The 17,502-nt window shown below is 74.2% G+C and carries 18 protein-coding genes; 5 read left to right on the forward strand and 13 right to left on the reverse strand.

The window, feature by feature from the left end:
• Positions 1-75: 75 nt before the first annotated feature.
• From AB0D28_RS09535 to trxA, 6 genes are all read right to left on the reverse strand, one after another.
• Positions 76-684, reverse strand: a complete 609-nt coding sequence (locus AB0D28_RS09535; RefSeq protein ID WP_357383975.1) for a class I SAM-dependent methyltransferase — start codon at positions 682-684, stop codon at positions 76-78.
• A complete protein-coding gene (locus AB0D28_RS09540) occupies positions 623-1,519 on the reverse strand; it encodes a sulfite exporter TauE/SafE family protein (RefSeq protein ID WP_357383977.1) in 897 nt (298 codons plus the stop codon). Before AB0D28_RS09540 ends, AB0D28_RS09535 begins: the two co-directional genes overlap by 62 nt.
• Positions 1,516-2,100, reverse strand: a complete 585-nt coding sequence (locus tag AB0D28_RS09545) for a rhodanese-like domain-containing protein (protein ID WP_357383979.1) — start codon at positions 2,098-2,100, stop codon at positions 1,516-1,518. Before AB0D28_RS09545 ends, AB0D28_RS09540 begins: the two co-directional genes overlap by 4 nt.
• Positions 2,101-2,185: 85 nt before the next feature.
• The gene (locus AB0D28_RS09550) at positions 2,186-3,583 is read right to left on the reverse strand and encodes an MBL fold metallo-hydrolase (protein WP_357383981.1); all 1,398 of its coding nucleotides are present in this window, start codon (positions 3,581-3,583) and stop codon (positions 2,186-2,188) included.
• Between the two features lie 173 nt (positions 3,584-3,756).
• Positions 3,757-4,026, reverse strand: a complete 270-nt coding sequence (locus AB0D28_RS09555) for a metal-sensitive transcriptional regulator (protein ID WP_357383983.1) — start codon at positions 4,024-4,026, stop codon at positions 3,757-3,759.
• A 56-nt stretch (positions 4,027-4,082) separates the two neighbouring features.
• Complete coding sequence (trxA, locus tag AB0D28_RS09560) at positions 4,083-4,436, reverse strand: thioredoxin (protein WP_357383985.1); 354 nt, start codon at positions 4,434-4,436, stop codon at positions 4,083-4,085.
• A 156-nt stretch (positions 4,437-4,592) separates the two neighbouring features.
• Here trxA and eccB point away from each other — a divergent pair, with 156 nt between their 5' ends.
• Entirely contained in the window at positions 4,593-6,005 is a 1,413-nt protein-coding gene (eccB, locus tag AB0D28_RS09565) for a type VII secretion protein EccB (protein WP_357383987.1), read from the forward strand.
• An 87-nt stretch (positions 6,006-6,092) separates the two neighbouring features.
• On the opposite strand, the gene AB0D28_RS09570 is transcribed toward eccB, so the two are convergent.
• From AB0D28_RS09570 to AB0D28_RS09590, 5 genes are read right to left on the reverse strand one after another with little or no spacing between them, the layout of a single operon-like run.
• Complete coding sequence (locus tag AB0D28_RS09570; RefSeq protein WP_357383989.1) at positions 6,093-6,698, reverse strand: class I SAM-dependent methyltransferase; 606 nt, start codon at positions 6,696-6,698, stop codon at positions 6,093-6,095.
• Positions 6,699-6,730: 32 nt separating this feature from the next.
• Positions 6,731-7,333 carry a phosphatase PAP2 family protein gene (locus tag AB0D28_RS09575; RefSeq protein ID WP_357383991.1) on the reverse strand — a complete coding sequence of 201 codons (603 nt, stop codon included), beginning with the start codon at positions 7,331-7,333 and terminating at the stop codon, positions 6,731-6,733.
• 22 nt (positions 7,334-7,355) lie between these two features.
• The gene (locus AB0D28_RS09580; RefSeq protein WP_357383993.1) at positions 7,356-8,222 is read right to left on the reverse strand and encodes a carbohydrate ABC transporter permease; all 867 of its coding nucleotides are present in this window, start codon (positions 8,220-8,222) and stop codon (positions 7,356-7,358) included.
• Positions 8,222-9,181, reverse strand: coding sequence for a sugar ABC transporter permease (locus AB0D28_RS09585; RefSeq protein WP_357383996.1), 960 nt, complete (start codon positions 9,179-9,181; stop codon positions 8,222-8,224). Before AB0D28_RS09585 ends, AB0D28_RS09580 begins: the two co-directional genes overlap by 1 nt.
• A complete protein-coding gene (locus AB0D28_RS09590; RefSeq protein WP_357383998.1) occupies positions 9,178-10,569 on the reverse strand; it encodes an extracellular solute-binding protein in 1,392 nt (463 codons plus the stop codon). Before AB0D28_RS09590 ends, AB0D28_RS09585 begins: the two co-directional genes overlap by 4 nt.
• Before the next feature lie 121 nt (positions 10,570-10,690).
• Here AB0D28_RS09590 and AB0D28_RS09595 point away from each other — a divergent pair, with 121 nt between their 5' ends.
• The 3 genes from AB0D28_RS09595 to AB0D28_RS09605 are packed head-to-tail and all read left to right on the forward strand — an operon-like array spanning position 10,691 to position 13,880.
• Positions 10,691-11,728: a zinc-binding dehydrogenase gene (locus AB0D28_RS09595; protein WP_357384000.1), complete on the forward strand. Its 1,038-nt coding sequence runs from the start codon at positions 10,691-10,693 to the stop codon at positions 11,726-11,728.
• Positions 11,728-12,546: a sugar phosphate isomerase/epimerase family protein gene (locus tag AB0D28_RS09600; RefSeq protein ID WP_357384002.1), complete on the forward strand. Its 819-nt coding sequence runs from the start codon at positions 11,728-11,730 to the stop codon at positions 12,544-12,546. Before AB0D28_RS09595 ends, AB0D28_RS09600 begins: the two co-directional genes overlap by 1 nt.
• A complete protein-coding gene (locus tag AB0D28_RS09605) occupies positions 12,543-13,880 on the forward strand; it encodes a hypothetical protein (protein ID WP_357384004.1) in 1,338 nt (445 codons plus the stop codon). The genes AB0D28_RS09600 and AB0D28_RS09605 overlap by 4 nt, the downstream gene beginning before the upstream one ends.
• 48 nt (positions 13,881-13,928) lie before the next feature.
• On the opposite strand, the gene AB0D28_RS09610 is transcribed toward AB0D28_RS09605, so the two are convergent.
• Both AB0D28_RS09610 and AB0D28_RS09615 read right to left on the reverse strand, forming a co-directional pair.
• Entirely contained in the window at positions 13,929-14,633 is a 705-nt protein-coding gene (locus AB0D28_RS09610; protein WP_357384006.1) for a CBS domain-containing protein, read from the reverse strand.
• A gap of 94 nt (positions 14,634-14,727) precedes the next feature.
• Positions 14,728-16,842, reverse strand: coding sequence for a molybdopterin-dependent oxidoreductase (locus tag AB0D28_RS09615; RefSeq protein WP_357384008.1), 2,115 nt, complete (start codon positions 16,840-16,842; stop codon positions 14,728-14,730).
• Between the two features lie 147 nt (positions 16,843-16,989).
• Between AB0D28_RS09615 and AB0D28_RS09620 the strand changes: the two genes are divergently transcribed.
• The gene (locus tag AB0D28_RS09620) at positions 16,990-17,382 is read left to right on the forward strand and encodes a DUF2267 domain-containing protein (protein WP_357384010.1); all 393 of its coding nucleotides are present in this window, start codon (positions 16,990-16,992) and stop codon (positions 17,380-17,382) included.
• The last annotated feature ends 120 nt before the right edge of the window (positions 17,383-17,502 follow it).

A 17,502-nucleotide genomic window follows, 5' to 3' on the forward strand; every position in this document is an offset into this window, starting at 1 on the left:
CCTCTCCGCCGATCCGTCCCCGGGATGCTACCGGCCGGTCCCGGCCCGGCCCGGCGGAACGGCGGCGGCCGGCGGTCAGCCGGCCGGACGGGTGGCCACCACGACGGTGTCCAGCGCGTCGACGGTGCCGCCGTCGGTGGCCGGGACCGGCCGGCGAGCCGTCTCGGCCCGCCGCACGCGCAGCCCGGCCAGCCCGTCGACCACCGCCTCCGGCGTGAGCAGGATGGCCGGGTCCTGCGGGCCGCCGACGCCTCCGGAGAGGTTGGCCAGGTCGTGCCCGACCACCACGAGTGTGCCGCCGGGGCGCAGCGCGGACTTCGCCGCGGCGAGCACCCCGGCGAACTCGGGGGCGGGCAGGTGTAGGTAGCTGATCAGCACCAGGTCGTAGCTGTTCGGCACCGGCCGGTACGCGGTCACGTCCGCGACCCGCCAGTCGACTGTGACGCCCCGCGCGGCGGCCAGTTCCCGGCCCCGGTCGACGGCCACCGCGGAGAAGTCCACGGCGTTCACCCGCCAGCCCTGGCCGGCCAGCCAGACCGCGTTGCGGCCCTCGCCGGCGGCGATGTCCAGTGCTGAGCCGGGGGTCAGGCCGGCGACCGACTCGACCACGAATCGGTTGGGCTCAGCGCTCCACACCAGTCCGGGCGTGTCGGCGTACCGGCTGTCCCAGGCGCTGCTGTCCACTGTGTCCCCTCCTTCGGCGGCCCCACACCGCCATGGTGACCGTACCGGCCACGGCGAGCGCTCCCACGGCGAGTCCCCAGGCCGGCGGCAACTGCTGTGCGAGCACGAACACGCCCATCACCACGACGAACCAGCCGAATCCCCGGCGCAGCAGATCGGCCGGGATCCGGGCGGTGAGCCGGCCGCCGAGCAGGCTGCCGACGACGGCCGCGGCGGTGACCCCGGCGGCCAGCCCCCAGTGGATCTGCACGCTGGACAGGTAGCCGGCCAGACCGGCGAACGACTTCATCGCGATGACGACAAGCGAGGTGCCGACCGCGACCGGCATCGGCAGGCCGCCCAGCAGGGCCAGTGCGGGCACGACCAGGAAGCCGCCGCCCGCGCCGACCAGGCCGGTGACCAGGCCGACGACCACGCCGTCCCCGACCACCCGCAGCATCGGCAGCTCGTGCGGCACCGGCCGGCCCTCGGCGGACCGGCGGCCCCGGATCATCGCGACAGCGGTGGCGAGCATCATCAGGGCGAACCCGGTGAGCAGCAGACCGGCCGGGACGAACTCGGCCAGCCGGCCGCCCGCGTACGCGCCGGTCATGCCGGCCACGCCGAAGATGAGCCCGGTACGCCAGCGGACCCGGTTCGCAAGCGCGTGCGGCAGCACCGCGACGGCGCTGGTCACGCCGACGACGAGCAGCGAGGTGGCGATCGCCTCCTTGGCGGGCAGGTCGGCGACGTAGACCAGCAGCGGCACGGCGAGGATTGACCCGCCACCGCCGAGCAGGCCCAGCGTCACGCCGATCAGCACCGCACCGGCCAGCGTCAGCGCGAGCGTGGTCACCTGCGGTCCCCGTCGCGCAGCTGCCCCACGATGGTGTCCAGGTCGCAGCTCGCGCCGCGGTTGTACGGCAGCTTGCTCAGCATCATGCCCATGGCGCAGGTGTTCGTGAGCGCGGCGAACGTGAGGCCCGCGCCGATGAACGCGGCGACCCACTTCAGGCCCGGCACGAACACCGACCCGAGGATCGCGGCGAGCACGATCGAGCCGGCGACGAGGCGTACCTGGCGCTCCAGGTCCCAGCGGGCCTTGCCCTGGTTGACCTGCGCGCCGGTGGCCTGCCAGGCCAGCATGCCGCCGTCGAGCACCTTGAGGTTGGGCAGGCCGACGGTGGCCAGCGCCTGCCCGGCCTGGCCGGCCCGGGCGCCGGAGCGGCAGATCAGCACCACGTCCTCGTCCAGGTGGCCGCGCAGCTCCGCGCGGTGCTCCCGGAGCAGGTCCAGCGGCACGTTGTACGCGCCGGGGATGTGCGCGGCCTCGAACTCGCCGGGCATGCGCACGTCGAGCATCCGGGGCGCGCGGCCGGCGGCGATCAGCTCACGCAGGCCGGTCGCGTCGATGGTGGTGGGGGTGGTCGTGGTCATGCGGTTTCTCCTTCACGGGGTGTTCTCGGGCAGCGTCCAGCGCCGGCCGGCGTGGGGACACGCCGGCCGGGCGCCAGGGGAGAGGTCAGGCGGTGGGTGCCATCCGTACGCCGGCCGCCTCGGCCCGGCCGTACGAGTCGTCGATCAGCACCACGTCCCGGCCGGCGTTGGCGAGCAGGGACGCGGCGGCGGTGGCCCGGTAGCCGGAGCCGCAGTGCACCCAGATCGTCCCGGCGGGGATGTCGGCGAGCCGCTTCGGCACGTCGGGCAGCGGCACGTGCACCGCGCCGTCGATGTGCCCGGCCTTCCACTCGTTCGTCATCCGCACGTCGAGGACGACCTGCGGCTCGGGCAGCCCGGCCGGCGTCTTGCCGGCCTGCGCGGCGGCGAGCGCCGGGAAGTCGGCAACCGCCATCTCCCGCAGCTGCGACGGGTCGCTCGTCCACTGCTCGGGCTCGCCGGTGGCCTGGGCGGCCGGGCGGTCGATGCCGATGCGGACCAGTTCCCGCTGGGCGTCGGCGACCTGCTCCGGGGTCTGCGCCAGGAACGTGATCGGCACGCCCCAGTCGATCAGCCAGCCGAGCCAGGTCGACATCGGCCCGTCCAGGCCGAGGCTGACGGTGCCGGCCAGGTGCGAGGTCGCGTACGCCTTGCGGTGTCGCAGGTCGACCACCCACTCGCCGGCGGCGATGCGGCGGCGCAGCTCGTCGGCGTCGGCGCGGGCCACCGGCGTGAGGTCGACCGGGGCGGGACCGGCGGCGTTGGCGACGCCCATGTGGGCGTAGTACGCCGGGTAGGCGTCCAGCCCGGCCAGCGTCTCGGTGACGAACTGGTCGGCGGCGAGCCGCAGCACCGGGTTGGCCTGCTTCTCCCGGCCGATCGTCGACTCGGGGGCGTCGGCCTGGCTGGCCGAGCAGAAGCTGCCGAAGCCGTGGGTGGGCCAGACCTGCGCGCCGTCGGGCAGCAGGTCGGCGAGCTTGCGCGCCGAGGCGTACTGGTGGTGCGCCAGCTCGTGCGCGTACTGCTTGCCGAGCAGGTCGGTACGGCCGGTGGTGCCGAACAGCAGCGACCCGCCGGTGAACACGCCGACCGGCGTCCAGCCGCCGTCGTGCGCGTCGAGCACGTACGACAGGTGGTGGAACGTGTGGCCCGGGGTGCCGAGCACTCGCAGGCGCATCGTGTCCGACACCGGCACGGTGTCGCCGTCGGAGACCGCGGTCCGGTCGAACTCGACGGTGTCGGCGGCGGCCACCAGGTACTGCGCGCCGGTGATCCGGGCCAGTTCCAGGCCGCCGGAGACGTAGTCGTTGTGGATGTGCGTCTCGACCACGTGGGTGATCCGTACGCCCTTGGCGCCGGCCAGGTACAGGATGCGGTCGATGTCGCGCTGCGGGTCGACCACGATCGCCACCCGGCCGTCGGAGGCCAGGTAGCTGCGGTCGCCGAGCGAGGAGGTCGCGATGACGGACACGTCGAGAGTCATGCCGTTTCCTCTCTTTAGCCTATATACCCCGGGGGGTATGTGGGTTGCAGTCTGCGGCCTGGGATCTCCAGGCATGTGGTTACCCGCCCGCGTCGTCGTCACACGGCGCGGACGGGATTCAGCCGGTCAGGCGGGCGCCGTCGGGCCGGGTGAGAGCGTCGGGTCGGGGTGTGTCAGGCCAGGGACATGAAGAGCTTCTCCAGCTCCTCCTCGGTCATCTCCGGCTCCTCGCCCGCCTGGCGGGCGGCGTCGCAGTAGCGCATGCCGGAGGCGATGATCTTGAAGCCGGCCCGGTCGATGGCCTTGGAGACCGCGGCGAGCTGGGTCAGCGCGGCGCGGCAGTCCTCGCCGTTCTCCATCATCTCGATGACGGCGTTGAGCTGCCCCCGGGCCCGCTTGAGCCGGGTCAGCGCCTCGCCTGTCATCTCCGGTCGAAGATTCACGTCGTACCTCCTGCGCTCGAAGATACCCCAGGGGGTACCCGTGCCGCCACCCCGGATCAGGCTGCGGCCTGTGCCCGGACCTCGTCCATGTCCAGGGCGCGGACGGCCCGGATCAGCTCCTCCAGCCCGGCCGTCGGCAGTGCGCCCGGCTGGGCGAAGACCAGTACGCCGTCCCGGAACGCCATCAGCGTCGGGATCGACCGGATCTGGGCGGCGGCCGCCAGGGCCGGCTCGGCCTCGGTGTCGACCTTGCCGAAGACGATGTCCGGGTGCTGCTCGCTGGCCTTCTCGTAGACCGGGGCGAACGCCCGGCACGGGCCGCACCAGCCGGCCCAGAAGTCGACAAGCACGATGCCGTCCCGGTTGACGGTCTCCGCGAAGTCGGTGGTGGTCAACGCCACGCTGGCCATCGGTACCTCCGTTGGTTCGGTTCCGCCATGTGTAACACACCCCCGGGGGTATCCATTCCGCGGTGGCGACGCGATCCGGGCGTCGACACGCAGGGTCGCCGGGACATCGACGGAGCGCTTATCCTGTGCGCCGGCGATCCCGGCGGAAGGGACACGATGGCGTCGCGGCAGGACCAGCTCCACTCGTACCAGTTCACCGTCCAGCGGGCGGTCGCCGCGCTCGTGATGCGGGAGACGGACCCGCCGCGGTCACCGTTCCGCCGCTTGGCCGGCGCGGGTCTGGCCAGCATGCTGGTCGCGGCGATCGCGCTCGGCGGTACGGCGCTCTACGGCCTGTTCACCGGCGGCGGGGACTCCTGGCGCGAGACCGGCGCGGTGATCGTGGAGAAGGAGTCGGGGGCGCGGTTCGTCTACCGCGACGACAGGCTGCACCCGGTGCTCAACTACGCCTCCGCGCTGCTGATCATCGGGGCGGAACGGCCGAGGACGGTGCTGGTCGGCCGCCGCGCCATCGACGGCGTGCCGCGCGGCCTGCCACTCGGCATCGCCGACGCGCCGGACTCGCTGCCCGCCCCGGACCGGCTGGTCCGCGACGCCTGGACGCTCTGCTCGGTCACCGGCGACGAGGCCGGACGCGGGGAGGCCGGGCGTCCGGCGGCGGGGCGCGGCGAGGCCCGCTCGGTGCTGCTCATCGGGCGGGCGGCCACCGGCGGCCGGGCGCTCGGCGACCAGGGTCTGCTCGTCCGGCACCCGGACGGCGGCCTGCACCTGCTCTGGCACGACCGGCGCTACCTGCTGCGCGACACCGACCGGGTGCTGGCCGCGCTGGCCGCCACCCGGGAGCGCGCGGTGCCGATCGCGGCGGCGCTGCTGAACACGCTGCCGGCCGGCGCCGACCTGGCCCCGCCGCCGGTGGGTGAGCTGGGCGCGCCCTCCGAGCGGGTCACTGGCGCGACCGTGGGCGACGTCTACCTGGTGCGCAACTCCGGCGGCGGGCGGCAGTACGCGGTGGCCCAGCGCGGCGGCCTGGCCGGCATCACCGAGTTGCAGGCGGCGCTGCTGCTGGCCCGCACCGGCCAGGGTGAGCCGGAACCGATCACGCTCGGCCGGTTCGCGGCGTTGCCGAAACTGCCCGGCCTGGTCCCCGGCGGGCCGACCGCGCCGCCCGCGGTGCCGCCCGGGCTGGCCGCCGCCGAGGGGGGTGCGCTCTGCGCGCGGGCCGGCGACGACACCGGCGTACGCGAGATCCGTCTCGGCGTCACGGTGCCGGACCCGGCCGCCGCCGCTCGGCCGCCCGGCGGACGGGCCGGACCGGCCGACGAGGTGGTGGTGGAGCCGGGACGCGGCGCGCTGGTGGAGGCGGCCGCCTCACCGGGCGCGACGGGCGGCGCGATCTGCGTGGTCACCGACCTGGGCCGGCGGTACGCGCTGACCGGCGCGGACGTGCCGGCCATGCTCGGGTACGCGAACGTGCGCCCGGTGCGCCTGCCGGCGGGCATGGTGGACCTGCTGCCGGCGGGCAGCCCGCTGGATCCGGAGGCCGCCCGCACGGTGGCCGCGCCCGCCTGACCGGCCGGGCGGCGACGAGCGACCGCGAACGGCCGGGATAGTGCCCGCCACGGCGCGCGGCGGGGCCGGGAGGCGCTGGGGAGCGGGTCAGCCGGCGGGGCGGCGCAGCACCGTCACCGCGAAGCCGGCGTCGTCCCGCCAGGGCCGCAGGTCCCAGGTGGCGAAGCGGTGCTCGGGGCGCAGCCCGGCGGCCACCGCGTCGGCGTCGAGGTCGGCCACCGGGTAGCCGCGGTCGGTGGCGAAGCCGACCACCACCAGTCCGTCCGGGCGCACGTGCGCGGCGACGCGCCCCAGCACGTCCCGTTCGGTGCCCGGGGCGACGAACACCATCACGTTGCCGGCCAGCACCGCGGCGTCGAACGGCTCGGCCTCGCCCTGGGCGGCCAGGTCCAGCTCGGCCAGGTCGGCGACCAGGAAGCGGGGACCGGGGTGGTCGGCGCGGGCCGCCTCGACGAGCGTCGGGTCGGCGTCCACGCCCACCACGTCGTGCCCGCGCGCGGCGAGTGCGGCGGCGACCCGGCCGGTGCCGCAGCCGGCGTCCAGGACGCGGCCGCCGGGCGGCACGAGCGCGTCCAGCAGCCGCGCCTCACCGGTCAGGTCGGCGCCCTCGGCGGCGAGTTGGCGGAACCGGTCCACGTACCACTGCGAGTGGCCGGGATCCGTGTCTGTCACCCAGCGGGTCGGCTTGCCCATGAGGCCACCGTAGCTGATCTTGTGGCGGCGGGTCAGGCGAGCGCCAGGAACGTGCCGGCGGCGAGCGGCCCGCCCAGCGCGACGCCGGCCAGCACCTGCGGCCAGGTGTGGTCGGCCAGCCGTACCCGGGACCAGCCGACGGCCGCGACGAGGGCCCAGCCGAGGTTCGCGGCCGGGCCGGCCAGCGGCACCAGCACGGCGACGGTGGCGGCGGCGACCGCCGCGTGGATGCTCAGCTTCCACCAGTGGTTCACCAGCGCGCAGGCCGCGCCGACCACGAAGACCACCACGATCACGGCGAACAGTTCGGCCGGCGCGCGAACCGCTGCCAGCAGCAGCAAACCGGCCGCCACCGAGGCCAGCCCGATCGACAGCGGCCGGGCCCGCTGTGTGCGGTCGCCGACGTGCCGGTCGGTGAGGCGCCCCCGGCGTACGCCGTGCACGAGCACGCCGATCGGAATGACGGCGCAGAACGTCAGCGCGATGCCGCCCCAGAGCAGGAACTGGCCCGCCGAGTGGCTGACGCGGGCGGCGGCGATCAGCGGCAGCGCCGTGACCAGGACGGTCGGGGCGAGCGCCTCGGTGAGCAGCCGGGCCGCCCGCGCGCCGGCCCGGCGCTCCCCTGATGCTCGCACCCGATCATCCTGGCACGGACGCTCAGCCCTTCTCGGCCCCGCTGGTGAGCCCCTCGGTGAGCATCCGTTCCCCGGCGAAGAACAGCACCACGATCGGCAGGGTGAGGATGACCGAGCCGGCCATCAGCACGGTCTTCGGCACCTCCACCCCGTCGGCCAGCAGCGACAGGCCCAGCGACACGGTCCACCGGTCCGGCCGGTCGACCATGAACAGCAGCGCGAACAGGTACTCGTTCCAGGCGATCATGAAGTCGTACAGCGCGACGGCCATCACCGACGGCGCGGCCAGCGGCAGGCTGACCCGGCGGATGATGCCGAGCCGGCCCGCGCCGTCGATCGCCGCCGACTCCTCCAGGCTGATGGGGATCGTCTCGAAGTAGTTCTTCAGCATGTAGACCGACACCGGCAGCGTCTGCGAGATGTAGACGAGCACCAGGCCGGTCAGCGACCCGCGCAGCCCGGCCCGGGTGAAGACCACGAACAGCGGGATCGCGATGACGATGGACGGGAACAGGTAGACCGCCAGGAACAGCGCGCTGACCTGCCGGCGGCCGAAGAACCGCAGGCGGGACACCGCGTACGCGCCGGGAATGGCGATCACCAGGGTGAGCGCGGTGGCGGCCAGCGCCACCAGGCCGCTGTTGCGGATGAACGTGAGGAAGCCCTGGCCGCCGTCGGAGACGGACTTCAGCACCTCGGCGTACGTGGCGACGGTCAGCTCACCGAACGGCACCCAGAGCGAGCCGGGTTCGAGCAGCAGGCGTTCGATCGGGCGTACCGACAGCACCAGCATGTACCAGAACGGCAGGAGCGTGACCACCAGGAACCCGGCGATCACCAGCCGGCGCAGCCAGCGCAGGCTCACCGTCTCGATCCGGTTCCGGTCCATCACGCCTCCCGTCGCGCGCCGAAGAAGCGCAGGTAGATCGCCACGAACACGAGCAGCACCACGGCGAGCACGACGGCCTGGGCGGCGGCCGCGCCGATGTCGGTGCGGGCGGTGAGGAACTGGTAGACGCGGACGCTCACCACCTCGGTGCCCGCCGCGCCGCCGGTGAGCAGGTAGACGTCGTCGAACTTGTTGAACGTCATGATGAACCGCAGGACGCCGATCAGCGCGATCACCGGCATGAGCTGCGGCAGCAGGATGTGCCGGAACCGCTGGGTGGGCGTGGCCCCGTCGACCCGGGCGGCCTCCTCCAGCTCGCCCGGTACCGCCTGGAGCCGGGCCAGCAGGAACAGGAACGCGAACGGGAAGTAGCGCCACGCCTCGAACGCGATCACCGTCCACAGCGCGGTGGACTCCTGGGACAGGAACGGCACCGGCTGATCCCAGCCGAGGAAGCGCCGCCCCCAGTCGTTGACGATGCCGAGCTGGGGGTCGAGCATCACCTGCCAGACGAACGTCATGGCGACCACCGGCGCCACGTACGGCAGCAGCATCGACGCGCGGACCAGCGTGCGCCCCCGGAACGGCCCGCGTACGGCCAGCGCCGCCACCAGGCCGACCACTATCGAGCCGGCGGTGCCGCCGACGCTGTAGAGCACAGTGGTCCAGAGCGTGTCGGCGAACCCGGGCGTGTGCAGCACCCGGTCGATGTTGTCCAGCGTCAGCTCGCCGAACAGGCCGGTCTTGCGCAGTGTGGCCAGGCGTACCCGCTGGAAGGCCAGCACCACCGTCCAGACGATGGGTATGCCGATCACCGCGAGCACGACGAGCAGGGTCGGGGCGACCAGCGCGAGCCCGGCGCGGGACTCGCGGCGGCGCAGCGTCAGCGGGCGTCGGCCGGGTCGGCGGGGTCGCTCCGGTGCGGGGGAGCGGCCGGCCTCCGGCGCGGTGGTGGTCAATTGACGCCCTTGGCTATCGCCTCGACGTCCTTGCGGGCGCGTTCGGCGGCGGCGCGGGCGTCGGACTTGCCGCCGACCACGTCGGCGAGCGCCTTGGGTACGGGCAGCTCACCGAGGATGGCGCCGACCAGCTTGCCCTGGTTCTCGGTCAGGCCCCAGCGCTGGAACGTGTCGGGGCTGCGCCGCAGCGTGGCGAGCACGTCCTCGCCGTACACCTCGGACAGCGGCTTCTTGGTGTCCACTCCGGCCGGGCTGGTGTTCCAGGCGGTGCGGAACTTCTGCTTGTCCTCTCGCGTGCCGGTGCGCACCGGGAAGCGCCCCTCGGGGGACATGCCGAACCAGCGCGGGTAGCCGTCGGAGAGCATGTACTCCACGAACGACTGCGCCGGGTCGGCCGCGCCGTCGAGCACCGACCAGGAGCTGACCTCGCCGTACTGGGCCGGCTCGGTGCCGTTCGGGCCCTTGATCGCGGTGACGAACCCGCTGTTGCGCGCCAGCCACGCCGGGTCGGACTGGCACTGCGGGCAGGTGGGACGGGCGTCGGCGCGCAGCCCGGCCAGCTCGTCGAGGATGAACGGCGACCAGATCAGCATGGCCGCCTTGCCGGCGAAGTAGGTGGCCCGGGTGGTGTCGACGTTCTGGGCGCCCTTCACCGAGTGGTTGCGCATCAGGTCGCCGTAGAAGCGGAACGCCTCGACGCACTCGGGGGAGTCGAGCGTGACAGTGCCGGAGTCGTCGGTCAGCCGGCAGTTGTTCGCCAGCGCCAGGTGCTCGAACGTCTGCTGGGTGAACACGTCGCCGGGGGCGGTGGCCGCGGTGATGCCGGCGACGCCGCCGGTGTTCAGCTTCGCCGCCGCGGCGGCGATCTTCTCGTACGTGTCGGGCGCCGGCAGGCCGGCGGCGGCGAACAGGTCCTTGCGGTAGACGAGCAGCTGGCCCCACCCGTCGCTCGGTACGGCGAGCTGCTTGCCGCCGTCGCCGGTGAGTTCCAGCGCGCGGGGCGTGAACGTGTCCCGGCCGAGCCGGTCGATCACCGCGCCGTTGGCGTCGGCGTCGACCAGTTCGTTCGCGGACAGCGTGCGCACCCCGGCCAGGGAGACCGAGCCGACCACGTCGGGCAGGTCGCCGGCGGCGGCGCTGGAGGCGATCAGGGCCGGGAACTGGTCCTCGTTGACGGTGACCAGGTTGACCTTGACGCCGGTCTTGGCGGTGTAGTCGGCGATGATCGCCTTGGTGGCGTTCACGCGGTCCGCCACGTCTTCCAGGCTCCAGACGGTGATCTGCGAACTGTCGGATTTCTGCCCGTCGTCGCTGCATGCGGCCACGCCGGTCCCGGCCAGTGCCAGGATCAGGCTGATTGCGAGCCGCCGCGTGGAGGGTGATGACATCGGTGGCACTCCTCTCGAAAGAGCACGGCCTGCCGCTAATACCCATCGATTCCTCAATCTAATCACATATGCCCATTTCTTAGGTTAGAATCGGGGCCGGTACTTTCTTCGGAGCGACGCCATGAGCAACTGGGTTGTCTCTCTGGCCGGGCCCCGGCACGTACGCCTGGAGCCCTGCCCCACGGACCGGCTCGGTCCGGGTCAGGTCCGCGTCCGCACCCGCTACTCGGGCATCTCCGCCGGCACCGAACTCACCCTCTACCGGGGCAGCAATCCGCGTCTGCGCAAGGACTGGGACTCAGTTAGCCGCATGTTCGTGCCCCGGCAGACCACGCCCGCGTACCCGGTGGTGGGTTTCGGCTACGAGGAGGTCGGCGAGATCGTCGAGGTCGCCCCCGACGTGGCCGGGCGGCGGCCCGGCCAGCTCGTCTGGGGCATCTGGGGGCACCGCGCCGAGGCGGTGCTCCCCGCGACGGCCGCTCGTCCGCTGCTGCCCGGCCTCGACCCGCTCGCCGCCGTGTTCGCCCGGCCCGGCGCCATCGCGCTGACCGCCGTGCTCGCCGGTGACCTGCATCTGGGCGACTGGGTGGGCGTCTTCGGGCAGGGCGTGATCGGGCTGCTCGGCACGCGCCTGGCCGCGCTCTCCGGCGCCCGCGTGGTCGCCGTCGACCGGATGCCCGGGCGGCTCGCGCACGCCACCCGGCTCGGCGCCCGCCGGGTGGTCGACGCCGCCGCCGACTCGCCCGCCGCCACGCTGCGGGCGGCCACCGACGGCCGGGGCGCCGACGTCTGCCTGGAGCTGTCCGGGTCGTACCCGGCGCTGCACGAGGCGATCCGCGCCACCGCCCACGCCGGCCGCGTCGTGGCGGCCGGCTTCTACCAGGGGTACGCCCACGGGCTGGAACTCGGCGAGGAGTTCCACCACAACCGGATCCAGCTCGTGGCCGCCCAGGTCTCCGGGCCGGACCCGGCACCCGGCACGGCCGGCCGGTGGTCCGGGACGCGGATCGCTGACACCTTCATGGACCTGGTGGCCGAGGGCAGCGTCGACCCGCTGCCGCTGGTGAGCCACGTCGTCGACGCGGGCGCGGTGGCCGACGCCCTGGCGTTGCTCGACCGCGGTGACGGTGACGTCCTCCAAGTGGTGCTGAGGTTCTGATGGACATTCCGCTGGCCTGCCAGGAGCAGTTGCTTCCCGGCGCCGACCTGACCCAGAAGTACGCCCTCGCCGTGTCCCTCGGCTACCAGGGCATCGAACTGCGCGGCCGGGGCGACCACGCCCTGGCCCGGCGGCGCCCGGAGCTGCGCCGCGCCCGCGCCGCCGGGGTGGTCATGCCGACCGTCTGCGTCGAGATGGACCACTTCATCGGCGACTTCGACCCGGTCCGCTCCCGCGACGCGGTGGACAACCTGCGCTCCCAGCTCTCGGTGATCGCCGAGCTGGGCGGCGTCGGCGCGATGACCCCGGCCGCGTGGGGCATGTTCTCCCGCCGGCTGCCGCCGTTCGAACCACCCCGCTCGGCCGAGGGCGACCGGCGGGTGCTCGTCGACGCCCTGGGCGAGCTGGCCGGGCACGCCCGCGCCGAAGGGGTCACCATGTTCCTCGAGCCGCTCAACCGGTACGAGGACCACATGGTCAACCGGCTCGACCAGGCGGTCGAGCTGTGCCGGGCGGTCGGGTCACCGGCGCTGCGGGTGGCCGCCGACACCTACCACATGAACATCGAGGAGGACGACCCGCACGCCGCGCTGCGCGCCGCCGCGCCGTACCTCGGGCACGTCCAGGTCAGCGACTCCAACCGGCACCAGCCCGGCGCCGGGCACCTGGACTGGGGCGCGTTGCTGGCCACGCTCGACGCGATCGGCTACACCGGGTGGCTGGCGCTGGAGTGCCGGCTACGCGGCGAGCCGGTCGCCGCGCTGCGCCAGGCCGCCACCGCGCTGGCCCAGGCCCGTCCCCGGCGGGCCGCCGCATGACGCTGACCACCGGGGTACGCGCCGACGCCGAGCGGCACGCCCGGCTGCGCCGCCTCGCACTGGCCACCCTGGACGCCAACTGGGAACACGACCACACGGTCCCCTCCCGCACGCTCTACCCGCACCAGTGGAGCTGGGACTCGGCGTTCATCGCGATCGGCCTGGCCCACGTCCGCCCCGACCGGGCCTGGCGGGAGCTGCGCACGCTGTTCGCCGCGCAGTGGGTCGACGGGCGGGTGCCGCACATCGTGTTCAACCCGGCCTCACGCGCCGGGCCGTACTTCCCCGGGCCGCAGTTCTGGGACTCGGCACGCGCCGACGGCGCACCGGTCCGGGCCACCTCCGGGATCGTCCAGCCGCCGGTGCACGCCCCGGCCGCCTGGCTGGTGCACCGCCGCGCACCCGGCGAGGCGTCGGTGGCCGCGCTGCGCCGGCTCTACCCGAGGCTTGTCGCGCAGCAGCGCTACCTGACCGGGCGGCGCGACGCCGGGGGCGGCGGGCTGGCCGCGATCGTGCACCCGTGGGAGTCCGGGCTGGACAACAGCCCGGCCTGGGACGCGCCGCTCGCAGGGGTGCCCGCCGACGAGGCGGTCATGCGCGCGTACCGGCGGCACGACACCGCGCACGCCGACGCGGCGCAGCGCCCCACCGACCTGGACTACGCGCGCTACGTCGCGCTGGTGGAGTCCTACCGGGCCGGCCGCTACCGGGACGAGGGACTGCTCGGCCGGCACCCGTTCCTGGTGGAGTGCCCACTGGTGAACGCCGCCCTCGGCGTCTCCGAGTACGCCCTCGCGCGCATCGCCTCGGTGATCGGCGCCGACCCGGGGCCGCACCGCGACCGGGGCGCCCGGATCACCGAGGCGCTCGTGGCCCGGCTGTGGGATCCGGTCACCGGCACGTTCCGTCCCCGCGACGTGCGCGCCGACCGGCTCGTGCCCGCCCGTACCGTGCTCGGGCTGATGCCACTGGCGCTGCCCGAGCTGCCGACCGCGCAGGTGTCCGCGCTGCTGGCCGAGGCGTGCTCGCCGCGCTTCGGGCTGGCCGCCCGGATGGACCGGCCGCTGCCCACGTACGACCGCACCGCGCCGGACCTCGAGCCGCTGCGCTACTGGCGTGGCCCGAGCTGGATCAACACCGGCTGGCTGCTCTGGCAGGGACTGCGTACCCACCGCCGGGCGGACCTGGCCGCCGGGCTGCGCGAGTCGATGCTCGACCTGGTCGACCGGGCCGGCTGCCACGAGTACTTCCACCCCGACACCGGCGCCGGTCTCGGCTCACCGGCGTTCAGCTGGACCGCCGCGCTGGTGCTCGACGCGCTCGCCCAGGAGTGACACCGGCGGGCGCCGGGTACGCCGACGCCCACCAGGTCCCGTGCGGGCTCAGGCGATGCCGGACGGGGCACCACCACCGATGCGCAGCGCACTCATCGGCGTGTCGTCGACCGCGTAGCCGAGCGCGTCGACCACCTCGACCACGCCGCTTACCTGCCGGGCCAGCCGCACCGCGAGTTGCGCCGTGGAGCGGCGCTCCACCTGGCCGGTGAGCGTCACCACGCCCCGGTCCACTGTCACGTCCACCACGCCGTCGCGGACGCCGAGGCTGCGCCACAGCACCTCCTCGACCACGTCGCGGCGGATGCCGGCGTCCGGGCGCAGATGCACCTTGAGCAGGTCGCCACGGGTGACGATGCCGACCAGGCGGCCGAGGTCGTTGACCACAGGCAGCCGCTTCACGCCGCGCGCGTCCATCAGCCGGGCCGCCTCCACGATCGTCGCGTCCGGCGTGATCGTGACCGGGGGAGCGGTCATCAGGTCGGCGGCGAGCGTCGCGTCGGCCTTCGCCCGCGCCTCGCGGCGGTGCCGGTCCGGCAGGATCCGCCGCTCCCGGGGCTGGCCCAGGAACTCCACCTTGTACATCAGGTCCGCCTCGGACACCACACCGAGCACCCGGCCGGACTCGTCCACCACCGGCGCCGCCGTGACGTGCCGGTCGGTCAGCACGTCGACGATCTCCCGGTACTCCGTGCCCTCCCGCACCGACGCCACGTTCCTGGTCATCACGTCCTGTACCTGCCACGTACGCATGGCGAACCTCCCGTTGTCCGCCTCCGACGCTAGGCGGCGACCGTGGGCCGGGGCAGGGGCGCAAAGACCAGGTCAGGGGGCCGGAGGTCCCGAATCACCCAGCCGCGACCGGTTCGGCGACCTCGTCGAGGGGCGGCTCGGCGGTCAGCAGCTCGGCCGGCACCGGCTCGACCTGCACCCGGCAGTCGTGGAACGTCGGCGCCGCGCCCAGGTCGGTGTCCCGGACGCCGGTGACCGCGTTGACAGTGGACCGGCCGGGGCTGCGCCGCGCCCAGTACGCCTTGTAGGTGAACGCGCACCCCGGCCGGCCCGCCTCGTCCACCGCCACGGCGGCGAGGAACGCGCCCCTGTCGTTGTGCACGCGCACCGCGTCGCCGTCGGCGAGCCCGCGCGCCGTCGCGTCGGCCGGGTGCAGGTGCACCAGGGGCGGCCCGGCGCGGCGGGCGTGCCAGGGCAGGGAGGCGAACGTGGAGTTCATCAGGTAGCGGTTGGCCGGGGTGAGCAGTGTCAGCGGGAACCGGCGGGCCAGCTCCGGGTCGGCCGCCTCGGCCGGTGGCGTGTAGCCGGGCAGCGGGTCCACCCCGAGCGCGGCCAGTGCCGGGTCGTGCAGCCGGGCCCGCCCGTCCGGGGTGGGGAAGCCGCCCTCGGCGTACGGCGCGGAACCCACCGGCACGCCGGTGAGCCGGGCGTACGTGCGCTCGCGCAGCTCCTCGTACGTGATCGGCGCGTCGGCCAGCAACTGCCTGGCCAGGTCCTCGTCGCTGTCCCGGAACGCCGGATGGTCGACGCCGAGCGCGGCGGCGATCCGCCGGAAGATCTCGGTGTTCGGCAGCGCCTCGCCGGGCGCGCGGGTCACCGGCAGGTTCAGCGTCGTGTAGTGGTGCCCGTAGGACGTCTGCAGGTCGAGGTGTTCGGGCTGCATGGTGGCCGGGAGCACCACGTCGGCGTAGTCGCAGGTGTCGGTCCAGCGCTGCTCCAACACGACGGTGAAAAGGTCGGCGCGGGCCAGCCCGGTGAGCAGCCGGGCCTGGTCCGGCGCGGTCGCCGCCGGGTTGGCGTTGAACACCACGAGCGAGGTGACAGGCGGGTCGGCCTCCCCGGTGAGCACGGCGGCCAGCCGGCTCATGTTCAGCGTCCGGGCCGGTGGGGCCGGCATGCCGCGCGGCCGGATCACCGGGCCGTTGTCGACCGGGTGGTGGCCGCTGGTGGTCACCAGCGCCCCGCCGCCGGGGTACCGGAAGTCGCCGGTGACCAGCGGCAGCGCGCAGATGGCCCGGATCGCCTGCCCGGCGCCGTGGTGGCGTTGCAGGCCCAGCCCGACCCGTACCGCCGTCGGCCGGGTGGTGGCGATCCGGTCGCCGAGGCCGCGTACCGTCTCGGCCGGTAGGCCGCACTCGGCGGCGGCCCGCTCCACCGGCCACTCGTCGAGCCGGGCGGCCAGCTCCGGCCAGCCGGTGGTGTGCGCGGCCAGCCACGCTTCGTCGGCCGCCCCGGCGTCGCGGACGTGCCGCATCAGCCCCAGCGCCAGCGCCGCGTCGGTGCCGGGTAGCGGCGCGACGTGCTCGTCGCCGCGGGCCGCCGTGTCGGTACGCAGCGGGTCGATCGTCACCACGTACGCGCCGCGCTCGCGGGCCTGCTGCACGAACGGCCACAGGTGCAGGTTGGTGACGAGCGGGTTGGCGCCCCAGAGCACGATCAGCCCCGCCTCGACGATCGACTCCGGCTCGAAGCCGACCGAGGCGCCGTAGAGCGAGCGCAGCGCCGCCCGCGCCGCCGCCGTGCAGATGGTGGTGTCCAGCCACGACGCCCCCAGATGGGCGAAGAGGCGGGGGCCCATGGTCCAGCCCTGGACCAGGCCCATGGTGCCGGCGAAGTAGTAGGGCAGCACCGACTGCGGGCCGTCCCGCTCGATGCTCGTCCGCAGGCCGGCGGCCACCCGCTCGACTGCCTCGTCCCAGCTCGCCGGCCGGTACGCGACCCGGCCGGCGCCCTTCGGTCCGGTACGCACCCAGGGCGTGGTGAGCCGGTCCGGCCCGTTCACCGCGTCCAGGTAGCGGTTCACCTTGCCGCAGAGCGCGCCCCTGGTGAACGGGTGGTCCCGGTCGCCGCGCAGCGCGACCGCCCGGCCGTCGTCGACGGTGAGTTGCCAGACGCAGGTGTCCGGGCAGTCCAGCGGGCAGGCGCCGGGGTGGGTCGTGAGGGATCCCATGCGCGGATGCTACCGATGCGACAGGCCACCCGGCCTCCGGCTTTCCCGCCACCCGGTGGGTGGGGCGTTTGGCCGGTGCGGGGGGCGGGTACCCGCCGGGGCCGACCGCGTGGCGTGGTGCCCGCCGGCGGCGAGGGGAGGGGTGGGATGCGGTTCCCCCTGTTCGTCGAGGCGGTGGCGCGGCGGGCCGAGTTGCCCACCGACGAGGCGGCGACCGTCTCCCGGGCGGTGTTGCAGACCCTCGCCGACCGGATCACCGCGGACGAGGCGACGGACCTGGCGGCGCAGCTGCCGGACGACGTGGGCGGCTATCTGGAGCCCGCGGGCACCGCCACCACGGGTGGCGCCGTCGACTTCCTGTACCGCGTGGCCGAACGCGCGGCGGTGGACCCGGCGGTCGCCGAGGTGGGGGCCGTGGCGGTGCTCGCCACGTTGCGCGACACGGTGACGGTGGGGGAGTTCCACGACCTCGTCGCGCAGCTCCCGAAGGGCTTCGACGCCATGGTGGACCCCATCCCACGCCCGCCGTACGATGTCTGAGCACGCTCCCCGCGATCCGGGTTGAGCTGCGGCACCGAGGCCGCCGCCACGAAGATTCGACGGCCAGGAAGTATTTTCACCGTAAAATAATTCGTGGGCGGTCACGTACGCTGAAAATCG

Origin of the sequence: Micromonospora sp. NPDC048169, assembly GCF_040652815.1 — a bacterium.
Classification (GTDB): domain Bacteria; phylum Actinomycetota; class Actinomycetes; order Mycobacteriales; family Micromonosporaceae; genus Micromonospora.